General features: G+C 49.8%; 16 protein-coding genes. 5 read left to right on the top strand and 11 right to left on the bottom strand.

The genetic code is table 11. The features are described from left to right. Positions 1-106: 106 nt before the first annotated feature. The gene (locus tag DMB82_RS11400) at positions 107-655 is read left to right on the top strand and encodes a YniB family protein (RefSeq protein ID WP_039358273.1); all 549 of its coding nucleotides are present in this window, start codon (positions 107-109) and stop codon (positions 653-655) included. 86 nt (positions 656-741) lie between these two features. Here the strand turns inward: DMB82_RS11400 and DMB82_RS11395 are convergent, their stop codons facing one another. The 5 genes from DMB82_RS11395 to DMB82_RS11375 form a co-directional block, all read right to left on the bottom strand. Further along, a complete protein-coding gene (locus tag DMB82_RS11395; protein ID WP_116162302.1) occupies positions 742-1,602 on the bottom strand; it encodes a fructosamine kinase family protein in 861 nt (286 codons plus the stop codon). 272 nt (positions 1,603-1,874) lie between these two features. Further along, positions 1,875-2,732, bottom strand: coding sequence for a metal ABC transporter permease (locus DMB82_RS11390; RefSeq protein WP_102117555.1), 858 nt, complete (start codon positions 2,730-2,732; stop codon positions 1,875-1,877). After that, the gene (locus tag DMB82_RS11385; protein WP_011093949.1) at positions 2,729-3,592 is read right to left on the bottom strand and encodes a metal ABC transporter permease; all 864 of its coding nucleotides are present in this window, start codon (positions 3,590-3,592) and stop codon (positions 2,729-2,731) included. The genes DMB82_RS11390 and DMB82_RS11385 overlap by 4 nt, the downstream gene beginning before the upstream one ends. After that, positions 3,592-4,482, bottom strand: coding sequence for a manganese/iron ABC transporter ATP-binding protein (locus DMB82_RS11380; RefSeq protein ID WP_102117556.1), 891 nt, complete (start codon positions 4,480-4,482; stop codon positions 3,592-3,594). Before DMB82_RS11380 ends, DMB82_RS11385 begins: the two co-directional genes overlap by 1 nt. Next, on the bottom strand, positions 4,479-5,393 hold the full coding sequence (locus DMB82_RS11375; RefSeq protein WP_102117557.1) for a metal ABC transporter substrate-binding protein: 915 nt from the start codon (positions 5,391-5,393) through the stop codon (positions 4,479-4,481). Before DMB82_RS11375 ends, DMB82_RS11380 begins: the two co-directional genes overlap by 4 nt. Before the next feature lie 948 nt (positions 5,394-6,341). Here DMB82_RS11375 and DMB82_RS11370 point away from each other — a divergent pair. The 3 genes from DMB82_RS11370 to rlmA all read left to right on the top strand — a co-directional run bounded on the left by DMB82_RS11370 (position 6,342) and on the right by rlmA (position 7,671). After that, positions 6,342-6,458 carry a DUF2627 domain-containing protein gene (locus tag DMB82_RS11370; RefSeq protein ID WP_102117673.1) on the top strand — a complete coding sequence of 39 codons (117 nt, stop codon included), beginning with the start codon at positions 6,342-6,344 and terminating at the stop codon, positions 6,456-6,458. A 41-nt stretch (positions 6,459-6,499) separates the two neighbouring features. Further along, positions 6,500-6,709, top strand: a complete 210-nt coding sequence (gene cspE / locus DMB82_RS11365; RefSeq protein WP_005968829.1) for a transcription antiterminator/RNA stability regulator CspE — start codon at positions 6,500-6,502, stop codon at positions 6,707-6,709. Positions 6,710-6,837: 128 nt separating this feature from the next. Continuing rightward, positions 6,838-7,671, top strand: coding sequence for a 23S rRNA (guanine(745)-N(1))-methyltransferase (rlmA, locus tag DMB82_RS11360; RefSeq protein ID WP_102117558.1), 834 nt, complete (start codon positions 6,838-6,840; stop codon positions 7,669-7,671). A 67-nt stretch (positions 7,672-7,738) separates the two neighbouring features. Here rlmA and mntP read toward each other — a convergent pair whose 3' ends face one another. From mntP to manX, 5 genes are all read right to left on the bottom strand, one after another. Next, on the bottom strand, positions 7,739-8,311 hold the full coding sequence (gene mntP, locus DMB82_RS11355; RefSeq protein ID WP_102117559.1) for a manganese efflux pump MntP: 573 nt from the start codon (positions 8,309-8,311) through the stop codon (positions 7,739-7,741). 424 nt (positions 8,312-8,735) lie between these two features. Continuing rightward, positions 8,736-9,194 (bottom strand): DUF986 family protein, encoded by a 459-nt coding sequence (locus DMB82_RS11350; protein ID WP_116162300.1) that lies wholly within the window; start codon positions 9,192-9,194, stop codon positions 8,736-8,738. 78 nt (positions 9,195-9,272) lie between these two features. Further along, positions 9,273-10,115, bottom strand: coding sequence for a PTS mannose transporter subunit IID (locus DMB82_RS11345; protein ID WP_102117561.1), 843 nt, complete (start codon positions 10,113-10,115; stop codon positions 9,273-9,275). A gap of 14 nt (positions 10,116-10,129) precedes the next feature. After that, a complete protein-coding gene (locus DMB82_RS11340; protein WP_102117562.1) occupies positions 10,130-10,927 on the bottom strand; it encodes a PTS mannose/fructose/sorbose transporter subunit IIC in 798 nt (265 codons plus the stop codon). A 197-nt stretch (positions 10,928-11,124) separates the two neighbouring features. Beyond that, positions 11,125-12,093, bottom strand: coding sequence for a PTS mannose transporter subunit IIAB (gene manX / locus DMB82_RS11335; RefSeq protein ID WP_116155813.1), 969 nt, complete (start codon positions 12,091-12,093; stop codon positions 11,125-11,127). Positions 12,094-12,660: 567 nt separating this feature from the next. Here manX and DMB82_RS11330 point away from each other — a divergent pair. After that, a complete protein-coding gene (locus tag DMB82_RS11330; protein ID WP_116162298.1) occupies positions 12,661-14,217 on the top strand; it encodes a TerC family protein in 1,557 nt (518 codons plus the stop codon). Between the two features lie 106 nt (positions 14,218-14,323). Here DMB82_RS11330 and DMB82_RS11325 read toward each other — a convergent pair whose 3' ends face one another. Next, a complete protein-coding gene (locus tag DMB82_RS11325; RefSeq protein WP_102117565.1) occupies positions 14,324-15,688 on the bottom strand; it encodes an L-serine ammonia-lyase in 1,365 nt (454 codons plus the stop codon). Positions 15,689-15,868: the final 180 nt, after the last annotated feature.

Raw genomic sequence — 15,868 nt, 5'->3', positions numbered from 1 at the left:
TGGCTATGCGGGAGATAAAGTGTTGACTGCGCGTAAAGTTACAGTAGGCTACCCGTCGTACTAAAACGATACATTACCGATGTTGCGTCGCTAAGAAGGGGTTCTCATGACGTATCAACAGGCTGGCCGAATTGCCGTCGTTAAACGCATTGCCGGATGGATCCTTTTTATCCCCGCGCTGCTTTCAACCTTCGTCTCGCTGGCTAATTATCTCTACGCGTATACCCAGAAAAAACAGGGTATTGATGCTGTTCTCCTGGATTTTGTGCACCTGATGGTCGACATGGTGCGCTTTAATACGCCTTTCCTGAATATTTTTTGGTACAACTCGCCGGTACCTGATTTTACGCGTTTTTTCAGTGGGGCGACGCTGATGTTTTGGTTGATCTACATCCTGATTTTTATTGGCCTGGCTTTGCAGGTTTCGGGTGCCCGGATGTCTCGTCAGGCGAAGGCTATTAAGGAAGGTATTGAAGATCAACTGATTCTGGAAAAAATGAAAGGTGATGGTGGGAACACGCGTGAAACGCTGGAATCACGTGTTATTGTTCCTGGACACACGATTTTTGTGCAATTCTTTCCGCTTTATATCCTGCCGGTGATTATCGCGGGTATTGGCTATCTGGTGTTACGTTTATTAGGGTTGCCAGTCTGATTAACGGTCTGGCGCAGCCGTTGCGCCAGACGCGGTATTCTTCTCACCTTAGATCAAGCTCTTCATATCAGTGCAACCATTTCGCCTTAGATTAAAAGCTGCCGCTCAATGAGCTGTTGTGCCTCAACAATGTGTTTGCCGCCGAAAAGATTGGCTCGGTTAAGTAGATAATAAATCTGGTAAATGGGCTGACGCTCGATGAACCCTTTATCCAGCGGCCACACGCTCTGGTAACCATCATAAATTTGCACGGGCAGGGAAGGATAGCGCGGCAGCATCGCTAAATCACATTCTCTGTCTCCCCAATAGCAGGCCGGATCGAACAGATAAGCGCCATCCTGACTATTCGCACAATTATCTGGCCATAGGTCACCGTGCAAGAGCGACGGCTGGGGTTGATGTCCTGCCAGACGTTCCTCAACGCGTGCGATCAGTGTTTCAATGTGACCAAAATGCATCCCTTTTTCTGCCGCTAACTGTAACTGCCAACCAATACGCTGTTCAGCAAAAAAGGTCACCCAGCGTCGCTGCCAGCTGTTTGGCTGAGGCGTTGTTGAGAGGTCGTTATCAAAATCCAGCCCAAATTGTGGCTGGTCGCTCCATTGATGCAGGCGTGCTAACTGTTCACCCAGGCACCAGGCGCTGTGTGCATCCAACGGTTTGACGGGCAGATATTGCAGCAGCAGGAAACTGTTATCGCGTGAGCTACCGACACCATAGACGGCAGGTACACGCACCGTATTGCTGCGGCTCAGCAAGTGAAGTTGATCGGCTTCAGCCGTGAATTTGGCCAGCATTTCACGACTATCGCATTTTACGAAGACGTCATGCTCACCGTAGCGGACGTACCAGGCTGGATGTATTTCACCACCGGATAGTTCTCGACGCTCCTGAATATCCGCAGTACCGTGATGTTCTTCCAAAAGTCGGCTGATAGCTTGCCACATAAGGTCATCCTCCCGTTGATGTTGCCAGATACTCTGCTGTTCACTGGGGGTGATTCGTTTACGATAACCCATTGAGCACAATAAAAATGGAATCTATCGCACAGTGATAACCGATAGGCCGAGATAATGAGAAACAAGTATAGTCGGAATTAAAAATAGCGGGGTTAGGATGACGCTCAATCCGTTAGATAAGGTAATGAAATAGCGGATTGATGACGTAACCGACGGTTATTTTCCGGTTACGTCATGCTAAAAAGCTGAGGGCTGGAGGATTACAGCGCGTTGGTGACAGACTGAGATGCGGCCTGACGACGTTGTTTAAGCTGGTGGTAGGTGAGCGACAGCGCGAAAAACAGTGCCTGAACGATGACGATGCAAGGACCTGTGGCACCATCGATGTAGAAGCTGATCAGGGTGCCAGCAATACAGGAAATGACGGAAACCAGCGTGGCGACGATAACCATCCGTTCAAAGCGCTTACAGACCATGAAGGCAATAATGCCCGGTGCAATCAGCATCGCGATCACCAGAATAACGCCGACGGCCTGTAATGATGCAACGATGGTCATTGCCAACAGGCTCAGCAATCCGTAGTGCAGCAGCTTAACGGGCAGGCCGATAACGCGGGCATGATTGGGATCGAAGCAGTACAGCATGAAATCTCGCCGTTTCAATAAAATAACGGCCAGCGTCACTCCAGCAATCAATAATATTTGCGTTAGCTCTTGCTGAGTGATGCCCAGCACGTTACCAAACAGAATATGATTCAGGTGCTGATCGGTATCGATGCGAGCAAACATCACGAGCCCCAGCGCGAACATGCCAGAAAAGATGATCCCCATTACCGTGTCTTCTTTGACCCGGCTGTGTTCTTTCACGTATCCCGTCGCGACCGCACAAAAAATACCGGAAACGAAAGCGCCGATGACCAACGGGATCCCCAGTAAGAACGCAACAACGATACCGGGCAGCACGGCATGGGAAATGGCATCCCCCATTAGCGACCAGCCTTTCAGCACCAGATAGCACGACAGCACGGCGCAGACCGTACCGGTGACGACGGCGGCAAGTAGCGCACGCTGCATAAACGGGTAAGACAGGGGATCGATGAGCCAGCTAATGAGCGTCATAATGCATCTCCTGATTGATCGCGTAACCGCAGGCGGCGCGAGGCCAGCAACCCATGCTTGGGTGCAAAGACAAATGCCAACAGGAAGACGACGGTTTGCAACGTGACAATCACGCCACCGGTTGCGCCATCGAGGAAGAAACTCAGGTACGCTCCAACCGCGCTGGTGATCGCACCCAGTGCAATAGAAATCACAACCAGACGACCAAATCGATCGGTGAGCAGATAAGCGGTGGCACCGGGCGTAATCACCATCGCAATCACCAAAATTGCGCCGACAGTTTGCAGTGCCGCGACCGTACAGGCACTCAGCAGCGTAAAGAACAGAATTTTCAGCTTCAGTGGGGAAAGACCGATCGAGCGGGCATGGTTCTCATCAAAGAACACGGCCAACAGATCCTTCCACAGCAGGCAGAGAATCACGAACGTCACGCCGATAATGATTTCAACTTGCAGGACATCTTCGTCGGCGATGCCTAAAATATTGCCGAAAATGATGGACTGCACGTTAACCGATGTCGGGTTGAGTGAAATAATCAGCAGGCCGACAGCGAAAAACGTTGAGAAAATAAAGCCGATAATCGCATCTTCGCGCAATCGGGTAATGTGACGAATCAGGGTCATTGCCAGTGCGGCGAGCATGCCGGTAAAAAATGCACCCGCCGCGTAGGGCAGGCCCAGAGCATAGGCTCCTGCGACACCGGGGACGACAGAGTGGGAGAGCGCATCGCCCATCAACGACCAGCCTTTCAGCATCAGGTACGCCGAAAGAAAAGCACACACGCCGCCGACAATCGCGCTGACCCAGATCGCCTTGACCATGTAGTTATAGCTGAATGGCTGCAACAGGATATCGATCATCAGGGCTGTTTCTCCTCCGGTATCACGCGTGACGCAGGAGGATCGCTCTTGGTCGACCCATAGAACACGGCCGGACGCTCATCGTCTGTTAATACGGTCACCGAGCGGACATCGTCATCATCGTGAAGATGAGAACCTCCGAGGTTGATGTGTCGCAGAACACCCCCAAACGTTTTCTCCAAATTGCTTTGGGTAAAGGTGCTGTGCGTCGGCCCTGCGGCTAAAACGGTACGATTGACCAAGATAACGTTGTCACAAAACTCAGGCACGCTACCGAGGTTATGGGTTGCCACCAGAATCAAATGCCCTTCATCGCGCAAGGTGCGGAGCAGGTCGATAATCGCGTTCTCTGTTTTAACGTCTACGCCGGTGAAAGGCTCATCCAGCAGCAACACGCTGCCTTGTTGAGCCAGCGCCCGTGCCAGAAAGACGCGCTTTTTCTGTCCACCGGACAGTTCACCGATCTGGCGATGTTGCAGTGTCGAGAGCCCGACGCGCTCCAGCGATTCCGCCACAATAGCGCGGTCTTGTTTGCTGGGGATGCGCAGGAAATTCATCCTCCCGTAGCGGCCCATCATGACTACGTCGGAAACCAAAACGGGGAAATTCCAGTCTACGTCTTCCGTTTGTGGAACATAGGCAACCCGATTTTGTTTCAGTGCTTGGTAGATCGGTTGCTGGTTGAGCAATACCTGCCCTGAGGTTGGTTTGACCAACCCCATAATGCTTTTGAACAACGTCGATTTTCCGCTGCCGTTGACACCAACCAAGGCGCAAATCGTTCCACCGGTTAGGGAAAAAGAAGCATGGCGAATAGCCTGATGCCCGTTGCTGTAAGTAACCGAAACATCATTGACGTCTAATGACTGTACTGCTCGATCACTACTCATTGATTAAATCCTTTAGCGATGGTTTCCACCGTCACTTGTAACAGGTCGATATAGGTCGGTACAGGACCTTTCTCTGTAGACAGCGAATCAACATACAGCACGCCGCCATATTTCGCCCCGGTTTCTTTGCTGACCTGCTTTGCTGGCTTATCAGAAATGGTGCTTTCGCTGAATACGACAGGGATAGCCTTCTCTCGCACAGTATCAATAACCCGACGCACCTGCTGCGGCGAACCTTGTTCGTCAGCATTGATTGGCCAGAGATAGACTTCATTGAACTGATAATCCTTCGCCAGATAGCTGAAGGCACCTTCACTGGTGACTAACCAGCGTTGCTGTTCTGGGATACGGGCAAGACGCTCGCGCAGCGGCGCGTCGAGAGCCTTAATTTTTTCTGCATAAGCTTTGGCGTTACGGTTATACGTCTCTGCATTGGCAGGATCGGCCTGCACCAGACCTTTGCGGATATTTTCGATATAGATTAATGCATTGGAAGGGGACATCCAGGCATGCGGGTTTGGGTTGCCATTATAGGCACCTTCGCGGATAGGAAGCGGCGTGATACCTTCCGTCACGACAACGGCAGGCACATTTTTTACGTTCTCGAAAAAGCGCGTAAACCAGCGTTCGAGATTCATGCCGTTCCACAGCACCAACTGTGCAGACTGTGTTTTAACAATATCACGCGGTGTCGGTTGATAATCATGAATCTCCGCACCGGGTTTAGTAATGGACTCAACCGTCGCGGCATCACCTGCGATATTTTGTGCGATATCCTGAATGATGGTAAAGGTCGTGATGACTTTAAGCTTTTCAACCGCCTGAGCGGAGGTGCTGACTAAAAGCAGTAGAGCGCACGGTAGCGCGATGCGATGGAGTAGGGCAGGTAAATGAGTGTGAAAACCAATCATGCGGATATCCTTACAAACCGTGAAAACATTACTTGAGAATAATTATCAATATCATTTAAGTCAAGAGGCAGAAAAGCGCGGAGAATGAATAGTGGAGGGGGTCTCATGACACAATAAGTCACTGTTCGCAGGCACATAGCACGCGCTTGCGCGGGTAAGGAACGCATCATGCTCCTTTGGTAACAGAAATGTTGCTTTAATTTAATGAATCGTACTTAAGGTTACCACGAAAGTCTAACGGTAACGGTAGTGAACTGTTGCGCGACTATACATCGCGATACGCATGGTGAAATTTACGCCAAAAGAAGAGATAAATCTGATGCATCCTTAAGAAAATGCCGACGACTGCCGATAAACCATAAAGAATGTGAGAGATGTCTCTATTGGATACAAAAGGACTGTAAGTGATATGAGCACAAAATCAGAGCGACGTTGGAAACTGGCAAGTTTAGTCTTATTGACTTTTTTGGTGGTATTATTAGTGCTGCTGGTTCAAAGCAGTTAATTCCTAACGTGACGAAATGTTAGGTTATAAATAATTTCTATTATGTAATATATTAATGCAAAAGATACAGATAGCATAAAATGGCAATCGATTTTAAACATTGATATAAGCGTGACTGTAGTTGGGCACGCTTTTTTGTTAATGGTCAATATTCTTTCATAGCAGAGCGCCAATTATAGCTTTTTGTTATGATTGCTGATGCCTCTTTGCCAAAAATGCGAGAGCTGTCGCGTATTTTTTTGCATAATAGAATCTGAAATGCGCTTATTGTTCTGTGTTAGATGCCGCCTGTGAATATAGGCGTCAGCGGGCATTATCGTGTATTAATGAATCAAGGATGACGCGAATTTGTGCGGCATGTCCACGACTGATAAAAAAGCCCTTGCCATCGTTTACATAGTGTGTAATAACGCTTCTGGGTAAAACGAGGTACAGTTCTGTATATGAATGGCATTTTCAGTAAAGAAGACTTAAGTTCAACCTTTAGCGTTGCATGCTGCTTCTCTGCCGATCCTTATCTTAGTGCCTCAAGCAGTAACGACTTTGGTTTGTCTGTATAACGCCTTTTTGGCGGTTTAAACAATTAAAGGAAATATTTGAAATGGCAAAGATTAAAGGTCAGGTTAAGTGGTTCAATGAGTCTAAAGGCTTTGGTTTCATCACTCCTGCTGACGGCAGCAAAGATGTATTCGTACACTTCTCTGCAATTCAAGGCAACGGCTTCAAAACTCTGGCTGAAGGCCAGAACGTAGAATTCGAAATTCAGGATGGCCAGAAAGGTCCTTCTGCAGTAAACGTCACTGCGCTGTAATTTTACAGCTCTGTTGCAAAACCCGCCATGGTGCGGGTTTTTTGTTGTCTGCGTTTTATCTGCACCCGTGATACTTTTATCTACACCCATAATGCAATTCAGACGTTGTTAATGAGGAAAATGTGCCGATGAGTTATCAGTGTCCGCTATGCCAGTTACCTCTGGAGCGACACCCGCGGCAATGGACGTGTGGTAAACATAGCTTTGACTGTGCGAAAGAAGGGTACGTCAATCTGCTGCCAGTACAGTTTAAGCGTTCAAAACAGCCTGGCGATAGCGCTGAAATGATGCAGGCGCGGCGCAGCTTTCTGGACGCTGGTCACTATCAACCGCTGCGCGACGCCGTTGCGCAGCACGTTGATCGTATTGTGGCGGATGGCGCTGTGGCGCTGCTGGATATCGGCTGTGGCGAAGGGTATTACACCGCAGAGTTTGCTCATCGTCTTACATCGCGCAAAACGATGACGATATACGGGCTGGATGTTTCCAAGGCGGCGATTCAGCGGGCGGCAAAGCGGTATGACAACGTTGAGTTTTGCGTCGCCTCCAGCCAGCGGCTGCCTTTTCAGGACCAATCCCTTGATGCTGTGGTAAAGATCTATGCGCCGTGTAATGACGCGGAATTACAGCGCACCGTTAAGATTGGCGGTTGGGTGGTGACGGTATCTCCGGGGCCACGACATCTTTATCAACTGAAAGCAGAAGTCTACGATGAGGTGTTATTACATCCGAGCAAAGATGAAGTGCTCGCAGGCTTTCAGCTTATGGATCAGCAAACGCTCGCGTATCCGATGCCGCTATCTGGGAGTGAGGCTGCGGCGCTATTGCAAATGACGCCTTTTGCCTGGCGGGCAACGCCAGACGTCAGCGAGCGGCTGCAGGCGGCCACCGCGTTTAGTTGTGAAACGGACTTTATTGTCCGCTTGCATCAGCGTGTTGATAGCGACGCGGTAGTTGCGTAATCAAGAAGAATAAAAACGGGCAGCGCGATAGTCGGGCTGCCCGTTGATCTGAAGTATGACGGGTATATCAGGCGGCGTAGCCGAGGTGTTCGTACAGGATATTGCAGCCGATACCAATCAGAACCAGCCCGCCCATAACTTCTGCTTTTTTGCCGAGAATCGGGCCGATATAGCGGCCAATCATCATTCCGAGCGTTACCATAATCATGGTGGCACAGCCAATGACCATGGCGGTATGGAAAATATTGACCTGAAGAAAAGCTAAACCGACGCCAATTGCCATGGCATCCAGGCTGGTGGCAACCGCGGTACAAACTAGCAGTGCCAGACTATGATTTTTGACTTTTTCGCAGCGGCAGTCCGAAGAACCCTTGAGCCCCTCAACGATCATGCGGCCACCCAGAATCAGTAACAGCGTAAAGGCAACCCAGTGATCCCATTCGAGAATATATTGGCTGGCAAAAAAACCGAGTGCCCAGCCGATGAGCGGGGTGATAGCTTCGATAACACCAAAAATGAGGCCAGTACGAATGGCATCGCGGAAACGGGGATTATGCAGGACGGCACCTTTACCGATTGACGCGGCGAAGGCATCCATTGACATACCCAATGCTAGGATAAGTGTTGCTGACATGTTCATTTTAAGTAGCCTCGGCTGGACGATTAACCATATACACGCAGATCATCCCCAACCCGAATGATGATGCCACGTGTCTATGGTCTCGCCTGCCAATCACGCTTGGCCGCCCGCACCACGTTTATGCCCCGATAATATGGAGATAGAACGAGTATGTTGATACGAGCATTTCTGACGAGTGACTATGAATAATGACTAATCAGAAATCGGCTACTCCCCAATGACGGCGCAACCTTACCATATTATTTATGGTGCAAACAACACTAAAAGTTTTACGTGTTAATAATGCAATTGATAATTATTTTCATTTGTTCGTTGGTAATGAGGCATCGTATAAAATAACGACAGAGTTATTGTGGTTAAAATACCATCTAAACATGAGGTGTATAGCCAACGTTATTTTAAATAATTTAAAGGTAAGCTTATCTCATTGATTTTCAATCATAAATTTATATATTCTCTCTAAATCGTCGAGCTGTTCAACCTGTATCAATAATCGACGTTTCTCAAGTTCGATAACTAATACGCCATCCTCAGATAAATTCATATTTTTAATTCTGATATAAGGAATGAATATATTCGCATAAAAGAACCCGGTTGATTTAAAAACCAGTTTGGGGCGGCGAATATAAGCGAGATAGCACGCCATGAAGGCCAGCGAAATCAAAAGATAGGTGGTGATAATGGCACCATTGCTCATCACATTCTGATAAATAAGAATGCCGACTAAGCCGATAAAAATCAGCGTATCGAGCCGGTTAATCCGCTTCAGCGGGACGAGGAGGTGTGTTTTCCCTTTGCGTTTGTCCATGATGAACTCATCGTAGATGGCATAAACCAGTGCTAATGCAATTAACACCACCAGAGTGATATCCGTCATCGTCATCCGTATTACCCTTGTCCGTTAACTATTTGTGTCCGTGAATAAAAATGGCCGGGCGTATTGGCACCCGGCCATTGAACATTACACGCCGAGCAGACCGATCCAGTACCCGAAGATACCAATAGCGAAGAAGCCCATAATCAGCCACAGCGCATTTACCTTGCGCCGTAACAGCCACATACAGCCGAACGTCAGCAGTAGTGGAACGAGCCCCGGCATAAGCTGGTCAAGGATGGATTGAACGGTGGTCACTGTGGTTTCCCCGCTCTGATTCGTCACTGTCGACACCACCATCGGGATGTTGACGTGAGTCCATTTATTGACCAATGCCCCCATGACGAACAGGCCGAGGATAGAGGCTGCTTCGGTCATTTTTTGCAGGAAACCACCGCCCATGTCGCTGACGATATCGATCCCTTTGCGGTAGCCGTAGGCGACGCCATAGTAACGCACCAGCAGGCGAACCAGGTTAAACAGGACGAAAAAGAGCACTGGCCCCAACAGGCTGCCGCTCATGGCAATCCCTGCGCCTAGCGCAGCGAATACCGGACGGGCGGTACCCCAGAAGATCGGGTCGCCGACGCCAGCCAGTGGCCCCATCAGCCCGACTTTCAGGCCGTTTATTGCTGCATCGTCAATGGGCGCGCCGTTCGCGCGTTGCTCCTCCATCGCCATCGTTACGCCGAGTATCGGAGCGGCAACAAAAGGCTGCGTATTGAAGAACTCCAGATGGCGCTTGATTGCTTGTTTACGCTCTTCTGAATTTTCAGGATAAAGACGACGAATCACTGGCACCATGGAAAAACAGAAGCCAAGCGCCTGCATACGTTCAAAGTTCCAGGAGCCTTGAAACAGGTTGGAACGGATAAACACCGCGCGGATGTCGCCGTCAGTGAGTTTTTTAACATTCGTATTTTCGACCATTTTTCTCACTCCTGTTAATCCAGTTCGTTATCAAGGTTGTTGTTGCCTGATGAAACAGGCTGGCCTTGAACCTTGTTATATTTCGGGCTGAGTTGGATATACAGCACCGCCATCACAATACCGATTACGCCCAGCGCCACCAGATTGAACTCAGTGAAGGCGGCGGTAACGAAACCAAGATAGAAGAACGGCATCAGGTAACCCGCGCGCATCATGTTGATGACCATCGCGTAACCGACGACGACGATCATCCCACCGGCGATATTCAAGCCGTTAGTGACAACGTCTGGGATGGAGTTCAGCAGCGCATGAACGGCGTCGGTGCCAACGGAAACGGCAACGATTACCGCAGGAATCGCGATACGCATGGCTTGAAGCAGCAAGGCAGAAACGTGAATCCAACTGATAGCCGTCAGATTACCTCGCTCTGCCGCGCTGTCTGCCGCATGCTGGAACGCAACCGTGATGGTACGAACAATGATGGTTAAGACTTGCCCAGCGGCAGCGAGCGGAATGGCCAGAGCAATCCCGGCGCCGATCCCCTGACCGCCAGCAATAACCAGAATGGTTGAGATAATGGACGCCAGCGCCGCATCGGGTGCTACAGCTGCACCGATGTTCATCCAGCCTAACGCGATCATTTCAAGCGTACCGCCAATAATGATCCCAGTTTTTAAATCACCTAATACTGCGCCAATCAGCGTACAAGCGACGAGTGGACGGTGGAACTGGAATTCATCAAGAATCGAACCCATCCCCGAAACACATGCGACGAGAAATATCAGCACAATTTGAAGTGTGGTAATTTCCATCGTACTTCTCCTATAAAATGTGTCTGAGTAAAAATAAATCGCCATCCCCGTTGTTTTTCAAGGTCAACGTAAAGTTTTCAATATCGACGTAAAGCTTTTTAATATCGACATAAATACCTATCTTGAAAATCGTCAGGTCTATAAAACTATTATTGATGGTGACAGTAGCGTTAATAACCGTCGTAGCACGATAGGTATCAACGCGGCATTTTGTTAATCAAGTCCATCATTTTAATCTGGGAATCGGTTGATACTTTACGAACCTCCAATTCAATACCGCGTTTATCTAATTCACGGAATGCCGCAATATCCTTTTCATCGATAGAGACGGCATTATTGACCTGCGTTTTCCCCTGTTTGAATGCCATCCCACCAATATTGACCGAGGTGATATTTACGCCATTTTCGATCAGCGTTAATACATCCGTCGGATTGGTGAACAACAGCATCACGCGGTCGGCGGCATATTTCGGGTTGTCATAAACACGAACGGCTTTTGCCACATCCACGACGTGCGCGGTAACGCCCGGCGGCGCGACCTGAGTCAGCAACGTTTTACGCACGTGATCGGCGGCGACTTCATCGCTGACAACAATAATGCGCGAAACATTGGTTTCTTTCGTCCAGCGGGTGGCGACCTGACCATGGATCAGACGGTCGTCGATACGAGCCAGCCCAATCTTCATGTGTTCGCCGGGTCCTGCCGGTGTGGGGATGGCGTTGGTTTTTGGGGGCGGTGGAGAAGAAGGGGACGTGGCTTTGGCGGCTTCCTGATGTTTTAGCGCTTTTACGCCATCTCTGCCGGCTTCCAATGCAATAGAAACCAGATCGGAAAAGGACGGATTATCATCCCGAGCCATAAAGGTTTCCGCTAGCATGGGAATATTCACGCCAGCGATAACATCATGGTTTTCTTTGTGGGTGACGAGGCGGCTGGCGGCGTTGAATGGGCTGCCGCCCCAGGTATCAACGAGAAACAGCACGCCTTGTGATGTGTCTAACTGCGTGAGCTTTTCCTGATATTTTTCTATCAATGTTTCGGCGTTTTCTCCAGGAACAAAATCAATCCAGGCGACATTACTTTGCTCGCCAAGAATCATTTCTGCTGTCTTTAACAGCGGTCCCGCAGTGGCGCCGTGAGTGCATAACATGATGGCAATACTCACTTGCTACCTCCTCACGTTCACGATCAAAAAAGAGTCAATGTGTCAGGAACCGAGTCAGCGTTCACAAACTGAACGTTAACCGTCGCGGTATTAGTATGGCTGCAAGAAAAAATTTTACCGTGGATTCATGACATTCAGTGTATTCCTCCAGGTTGTCAGGCGAGAAATCGTGACTGACAGATTTATTTTACTTATCGAAAAAATAAATAGTGTGATGATGCTCTAATGCTGACCAGTTAAACCAAGGGCTAAAAGGGCGCTGAATGGGAAAATTTAGGCGTGTTATCAATGCGAATCTGGTCTAAGAAATTCTTTGTGAAAATTGGTAACAACCTGTTAGAGTAAACGTCCCTTAAATTGCTTAGGAGCACCGGGCATCAGCCCTTCCCATGGACTGTCACCGACAAAACGTTCTCTGTTTTCCCGCTAATGCTGGCGGTTTTCTGTACTCAGCTGGTCACTCAGACCCCATTCAGAATCTCTCTGATTCACACCAACTCTTTTTATTACCATTCAATGCGGCTCATGCATTGATGTCATCTGCTCGTTCATTTTCTGGAGTCTGACATGGAATTTTTGCTAGATCCTTCAATCTGGGCAGGTTTATTGACGCTGGTGGTTCTGGAAATTGTTCTGGGTATCGACAATTTGGTGTTTATCGCCATTTTGGCGGATAAATTACCCCCCAAACAGCGAGATAAAGCCCGCATTATCGGTTTAAGCTTGGCGCTGTTAATGCGTCTGGGGCTGTTGTCTTTGATTTCCTGGATGGTCACACTGACGCGTCCGCTGTTTAGCGTTGGTGATTTCAGTTTCTCGGGCCGTGACCTGATTTTGCTGTTCGGCGGTGTGTTCCTCTTGTTCAAAGCCACGATGGAGCTACATGAACGTCTAGAGAATAAAACGCACGACGGCAACGGCAATCGCGCTCATGCCAGTTTTTGGGCTGTTGTGGCACAGATCGTCGTGCTGGATGCCGTGTTCTCTCTGGATGCTGTGATTACCGCGGTAGGCATGGTGGATAATCTGGGCGTCATGATGACGGCGGTGATCATCGCAATGGGCGTCATGCTAATTGCCTCTAAACCATTGACCAACTTCGTCAACCAGCACCCAACGGTGGTTGTTCTGTGTCTCAGCTTCTTGCTGATGATTGGTCTGAGCCTGATGGCGGAAGGTCTTGGCTTCCACATCCCGAAAGGCTATCTGTACGCTGCGATTGGTTTCTCTATCCTGATCGAAATGTTTAACCAAATTGCCCGTCATAACTTTATGAAGCACCAGTCGCACCGTCCTTTGCGTGAACGTACCGCAGAGGCTATTTTGCGCTTGATGGGCTCACGGAAAAACACGGACGACGTGGATGCGGATGAAGCGCAGAAGAAACTCACTACAGAGGAATTCGCTGAAGAAGAGCGCAATATGATCAGCGGTGTGCTGACGTTAGCCTCGCGTTCGCTGCGCAGCGTGATGACGCCGCGTACTGAAATTTCCTGGGTAGATAGTGCAAGTTCTGTCGAACAGATCCGTATGCAATTGCTCGATACGCCTCACAGCCTGTTCCCAATCTGTCGTGGCTCGCTGGATGAGCTTATCGGCGTCGTTCGTGCCAAGGATCTGCTGGTGGCGCTGGAAACGCAGACCGATGTGGAAAGCTTTGCTGCGGCTAACCCGCCAATCGTCGTGCCGGAAACGCTGGATGTGATTAACCTGCTGCCCGTTCTGCGTCGTGCGAAAGGTAGCCTGGTCATCATCGCCAACGAATTTGGCGTAGTGCAAGGGTTGGTCACGCCACTGGACGTGCTGGAAGCGATTGCGGGTGAGTTCCCGGATGAAGACGAAACGCTGGATATCATCCCAGACGGCGAAGGCTGGTTGGTGAAAGGCGGAACGGATCTACACGCGTTGCAACAGGTGGTGGATAGCAGCGAGCTGGTTGATCCGAAGGAAGAGTACGCTTCACTGGCGGGGATGCTGTTGGCACATAGTGATGAGTTCCCGAAAGTCGGTGCCATCATCGAGTTGTACAACCTGCGCTTCCATATCATCGAGGTGTCCGAATACCGTATTGAACTGGTGCGTGTAGAACGCATCATCGATCGGGAAGAGGATGAAGACGCGTAAGCCGTTCTGCGTAAGTAGATGACAAAATGAAGCCCCGCCAATGTGGCGGGGCTTTTTAATCGGTGGAAAGAAAAAGCGAAGGGGTGCGGGCTAATCACACGGCTTTTTAATCACACTGTACTTTGATCGCCAGTCCGCCCCGTGAGGTTTCGCGGTATTTAGCGTTCATGTCTTTACCCGTTTCGTACATGGTTTCAATCACCTTATCCAGTGAGACGCGTGCTTCGCTGGTGCGGCGTGTCGCCATACGGGCGGCGTTAATCGCCTTAACGGAAGCAATCGCGTTACGTTCGATGCACGGAACCTGTACTTGGCCAGCGACCGGATCGCAGGTTAAGCCCAGATTGTGTTCCATGCCGATCTCAGCGGCGACGCAAACCTGCTCCGGGCTTGCACCCATCAGCTCTGCCAGTCCAGCGGCGGCCATGGAGCAGGCGACGCCCACTTCACCCTGACAGCCTACCTCAGCACCGGAGATGGAAGCGTTCATTTTGTACAGAATGCCTACCGCGCCTGCTGCGAGGAAGTAACGAATATAAATGGTCGGGCTAACGGGCTCGATGAAGTGGTCGTAATAAGCAAGGACAGCCGGGACGATGCCGCATGCGCCGTTCGTTGGCGCGGTAACCACTCGGCCACCTGCGGCGTTCTCTTCATTCACCGCCAGCGCGAACATATTGACCCAATCCACCACGTTCATCGGGTCGTTGGACAACTTATCGGAAGACACCAGCATACGGCGCAGCGCAGAGGCACGCCTTGGCACGCGTAACGGGCCGGGTAAAACACCTTCGGTGTTCATGCCGCGATCGATACAGGCACGCATTGTCTGCCAGATATCGGCAAAGTAAGCGTCAATGTCCTGACGGCTGTGCAGCGCCAGCTCGTTACGCATCACCATCCCAGAAAGCGACAGGCCACTCTGTTTGCAGTGATCCAGCATCTCTTTGGCGGAATTGAACGTATAGGGAACGCATACATCAGTGGGGCTGTCTTTGCCAAAATTCTCTGCATCAACGATGAAGCCACCGCCGATGGAATAATAGGTTTTGCTATAAATTTCTTTATTGCCGGCAAAGGCAGTGATAGTCATGCCGTTTTCGTGCAGCGGCAGATTTTCACTGCGGAAAACCATACCGCCTTCGCGTGGGAAATCGACCTCGTGCTGCCCGTTAGCCAGCAGCAGGCGTTCGCGTTGCTCAACATCGCGGATGAAACTGGGAATGGTATCAATATCAACGGTATCCGGCATGTTGCCCGCCAGACCCATAATGATAGCGATATCCGTATGGTGGCCTTTACCCGTCAGCGACAGCGAGCCATACACATCGACGGCAATGCGCGTGGTGGCGGTTAGCCGATCCTGGGTGATCAATTCATCGACAAATTGCTTACCGGCTTTCATCGGTCCAACCGTATGAGAGCTAGAGGGGCCAATACCGATCTTAAACATGTCGAAAACGCTTATCACGCGAAACTCCTCAAAGACTCAGGGTCGTACCCACTCTTATTACCCGACCGCCTGCATCCGGTTCCTTCATCATAATCAGATAGTTATGCTGCGAATTATCTAATGATTTCGGTTTCAGCGAGACATGACCTGAATTCTAGTGGATATATACCCCAAGATTAGAATAAAACTCGTCAAATC

Source organism: Pectobacterium aquaticum, from assembly GCF_003382565.3.
GTDB lineage: Bacteria > Pseudomonadota > Gammaproteobacteria > Enterobacterales > Enterobacteriaceae > Pectobacterium > Pectobacterium aquaticum.
Note: the sequence above shows the minus strand (reverse complement) of the source record. Positions and strands in the feature narration are given on the sequence as shown.